Source organism: Nostoc sp. CHAB 5715, assembly GCF_020829685.1.
Classification (GTDB): Bacteria; Cyanobacteriota; Cyanobacteriia; order Cyanobacteriales; family Nostocaceae; genus Nostoc.
In genome coordinates this window covers 1-4127 of the sequence record NZ_JAIVFR010000701.1, presented here as the reverse complement: position 1 = coordinate 4127, position 4127 = coordinate 1, and the positions used below count along the sequence as shown (strand labels likewise).

Sequence of the window (4127 nt, the reverse complement as noted above, 5' to 3'; positions counted from 1 at the left end):
TTGACTCTAAAGCACTTCTTGCACTATGTTTAAACAAACCATTCGGTCGGTAATATTTTATTTACAGCAATTTCCAATTCAATAAATTACCCCACTCCCCACTCCCCACTCCCCACTCCCCACTCCCTACGGAATCACCATTTACAGAAATTGTCCGTCGAGAATTTGTAGATGAAAGTCTTCAGCAAGCAAGGCTAGTTATGGTTTGGCGGGTTCCAGGAATGGTTCAGTTAAATCGCACCTATGGACTGGATGTTTTAGCAGGAATTTTGGGACATGGACGGACATCAAGACTGGTGAGGGATTTACGAGAAGAACGGGGATTAGTTTCTTCAATTTCTGTGAGCAATATGAGCAATCAGCTACAAGGGACATTTTATATTTCAGCTAAATGTCCAGTAGAAAATTTAGCACAAGTAGAGGATGCGATCGCTCAACATATTCGCACAGTCCAAACCGAATTAGTCGCAGAATCAGAAATTGCCCGTGTGCGGCGGCGAGTAGCGAACAAATTTATTTTTGCCAATGAAACACCAAGCGATCGCACAGGGTTGTATGGTTATTATCATTCCTTAGTGGGAGATTTAGAACCCGCCTTTAACTACCCAAATCATATTCAGAGCCAAGATGCAACCGACTTGATGCAAGCAGCCAAAGAGTATCTTTCTCCAGATGCTTATGGTGTAGTTGTCGTCAAGCCGTAAATTAGAAATGGGGAATGGGGAGTAGGGAGTAGGGAGTGGGGAATGGAGAATGGGGAATGGGGAGTAGGGAATTGGGCATTAATCAATAATTCTTCTTCCTCTGCCCCCCCTGCCCCCCCCGCCCCCCCACTCCCCACTCCCTACTCCCTACTCCCCAATTTAATCATGTGGACTCAAATCGATGCTCAAATCAGCCAGGTGACTGGCGAAAAATTTCAGAGTCAGCAACGGCGATCGGTTGGTGGCGGATGCATCAACCAAGGTTATGCTATTTCCAATGGTGAGATAACCTACTTCGTCAAACAAAACCTTGCATCCCAAGTTGCGATGTTTGAGGCTGAGGCAATGGGTTTAAAGGAAATGCTCGCAACAGCTAGTATTCGCGTCCCCAAACCTCTAAGCTGGGGTGTAGCTGGTAATTCTAGCTACATCGTCCTGGAATGGTTAGAACTTGGTAACGGTAACAGCAATTCGTGGGAAGAAATGGGGCGTAAGTTGGCAACGATGCATAAAGCTAGCAGTAGCCAAGGTTTTGGTTGGAAAATTAACAATACCATTGGTTCCACGCCCCAAATCAATACTTGGACGTTGCTGAGTAGAAATTTTAGTTTCTTGCCTAAACATTGTTCTAGTAAAGTTATTTACTAGCTCCTGAGCTTGGCAATGAGTCGGGTTGATTTCTAGTTCTGCTTTTGCTGCTTCAAAAGCTTGCTGGTATTTTTGGACAGAATATAAACAAATTGCTCTGACAAAGTGCATTTCTGGTATGATCACACCAAGTTTAGCTGCTTGTTCAGCGATTCGCATTGCCTCAATAGGGTTTCCACTATTTAGTAAGTCAGATGCTTGTTTTAGCATTGCTCTTACTTGTCGAGCAGTAAGATTCTCGTTCACAAACTGCTCATTTGATATCCCTCCTACAGGATAGTTTTGTAAGTGTTTTGGTAAGTGCCAGTCAACTTGCGGATCAGGCTCATGTATCACTGGTTCAACATTTCCCCGCCAAGCTACTCCCATGATTTGCATGGTTTGATAAACCATGACATTCCATCCTCGTTGCCGTAAATATTTTAAACCCTGAGCAACATCAGGTGAAGCTAAATCATGGAAGAGGATTAAAGCATCATCTTCGGCGTATTTTTCACATGCTATCGCATCATTTAAAGGTGCTGGCGCGTCATGATTACCATCAATAAAAATCAGCGACCACCTACACTGATTTTTACCTGCTAGTTCGTCAACTTTCTGAGGACTATAACCAGCTACTAAATTAACTGAACTTAAAACACCAGCAGTTTCTAACGAACTAGTGACGCTTTCATAAAAATCCGGGCTATCCAGCAAAGGATCAACTACATCTAGATAGACTCCTGCTAATGCTAGATGACAAGCTGACCAACCTAGCCAACAACCAATTTCTAAAGCTTTTTTGCCTGCAAAATTGAGAGCAGTATTGTAAATAATATGCGCCTCATCTCGATTGAGAAAGCCCACACTTGGCTGCCGTATATCTACATACCAGTTATGCGGAATTTCCCGACGTAAATAAGACCAATAACAATTATTAGTATTTCCAATAATCATGTTAGGGAAACATGAATCAGGACAAATTATTTCAAAGTCTGGTGAAACATAATCCCAGGCTGATAATAAGTAATTTTCAATCACTTCATTAGTTTCTTGGATCATCCGTTCTTCTTTAAACATCTGCTCTGCACGCGTTTTGCAAGCCTTCCCAATTGACTTACGTAATTCTGGATCAATACACCATGCTTGGATAGTTTCTACTAGCTCATCAATAGTAGCTTGCTCGTCAATTTTGGGGTCAGGGAGTAATTTGCCAGTATCACCCAACTCTTCGGGAATGCCGCTCACTGCTGAGGCGATCACAGGTAATCCCTTCGCCATTGCTTCCATTATTGCCAATGGCATTCCTTCCGATAGAGAAGGCAAAATAAAAATATCAATTGCATCTAGCCAATCAACAATATCCCAACGTTGTCCTAAAATCTTAACTTTTTCGCTTAATTCTAGTTGTTCAACTATCTCTTTTAATTCATCTTCTAACTTACCACCGCCAGCCCAAACAAAATAAAGTAAATTCCAAACATCACTATTTTTTAAATTTTCAATGGCAGCTAATTGATACTTGTATCCCTTGACATATTCTAGACGAGCAGATGTAAAACAAATAACTGCATTCAAGGGTATGTTTAACTCCTGGCGTAGGCGATCATAGGCCGATATCTGAGGAGAAAAAAAATATTTTGCAGGTCGTCCATAATAAATAACTTGTCCCTTATCTTCAGGCAAACCATACAATGCGTGTAATAAACTTAAATTCTCAAATGAAACCGCGATAACCCGCAGCGCTTGAGAATAAAGTCGTGATATCTCATCTAAAAGTACAGAGGGTAATCCTCCGGGGTAAGGTGCTACATAACCAACAACAACGATGTATGGTATACCCAAAGCAATGGCAACCCGTTTGACACCAGAATTAGCTAAGGGCCATGTGTCACTAAAAATAATCAGATCGGGTTTAGCAATTTCTAAAATTTTTTGGGCATCAGATGCATCGTTTACAGTACGTTGAGTATCTTTAGTCGTATCAAATGATAGCCATTGATGCTCAATATTTAGCTCTTTTTGATAACTCAACAATGGGTTAGGAATCTGACTTTGTACACAAGTTAGTCGATAACCTAAAGCTGCTAAACCACAGAGGAGAGTGTGATTGTATTGTGCAACTCCACCTAAGCCTGGATCGTCACTGTAAAGCAAGATATGTTTATCCATATATGTATGTTCCTTTGTTGTTTACTAAGTTTTAATTCAGCATCTAGAAAAATTCATACTTTCATATTTATGTCAATATGCAGATGTTCACTGATCGCCCCTTTCCTCTTGCTTCTTTATTTGCTCTAATACAACTTTGTAATCTTGCCGATCAGGGTGCAACTTCACTAGCTTTTCCAAAGGTTCCATTGCACCCTTAGCATCCTTCAATTTCAGCCGCAGCAAAGACAGTTTCTCTAAAGCAAGTTGGTTTTCTGGTTCGCGTTGTAAAACCAGCTCGTAGCCCTGCGCCTGTTGCTGTAATACTGACTCAGCAGAAGGAGACGCAATTGCTGACTTAGGTTGGCTAACCTGTTGGATTGCTGGGATTACTGCAAACACCGTGGAACCAATAAACGACACTAACGACACTATCGTGACAATCTTTTGTCGCCGCTCAATCTGCTTTTTACGGGTAATTACGTATTCTTCCCCCGAACCAGCCATGCCTCACACACTTGCTGTGGTAAATACTTAGGTATCAGCAAGCCTCCCGTTCTGAGGATACCCACCTGCTCAACAGAAACTAACATCTTGGCTATAAATTTTTTACACAAACTTCAAATGCTGACTCTGAAGACAAGG

General features: G+C 41.6%; 2 protein-coding genes and 3 pseudogenes. 2 read left to right on the top strand and 3 right to left on the bottom strand.

Going from position 1 to position 4127, the window contains the following annotated elements; translation table 11 throughout:
• Positions 1 to 83 precede the first annotated feature (83 nt).
• A pseudogene (locus tag LC574_RS29375) lies at positions 84 to 704 on the top strand (M16 family metallopeptidase); the annotation flags it as partial.
• Here the strand turns inward: LC574_RS29375 and LC574_RS29370 are convergent.
• Positions 677 to 841 carry a hypothetical protein gene (locus LC574_RS29370; RefSeq protein ID WP_229457149.1) on the bottom strand — a complete coding sequence of 55 codons (165 nt, stop codon included), beginning with the start codon at positions 839 to 841 and terminating at the stop codon, positions 677 to 679. The pseudogene LC574_RS29375 and the gene LC574_RS29370 sit on opposite strands and share 28 nt — an antisense overlap.
• A 28-nt stretch (positions 842 to 869) precedes the next feature.
• Here LC574_RS29370 and LC574_RS29365 point away from each other — a divergent pair.
• Positions 870 to 1292 (top strand): annotated as a pseudogene (locus LC574_RS29365) (fructosamine kinase family protein); the annotation flags it as partial.
• 525 nt (positions 1293 to 1817) lie between these two features.
• On the opposite strand, the pseudogene LC574_RS29360 reads toward LC574_RS29365, so the two are convergent.
• Together LC574_RS29360 and LC574_RS29355 are read right to left on the bottom strand one after the other, a co-directional pair.
• Positions 1818 to 3503: pseudogene (locus tag LC574_RS29360) on the bottom strand (glycosyltransferase); the annotation flags it as partial.
• 87 nt (positions 3504 to 3590) lie between these two features.
• Positions 3591 to 3989: a tetratricopeptide repeat protein gene (locus tag LC574_RS29355; protein ID WP_229457148.1), complete on the bottom strand. Its 399-nt coding sequence runs from the start codon at positions 3987 to 3989 to the stop codon at positions 3591 to 3593.
• Between the last annotated feature and the right edge of the window lie 138 nt (positions 3990 to 4127).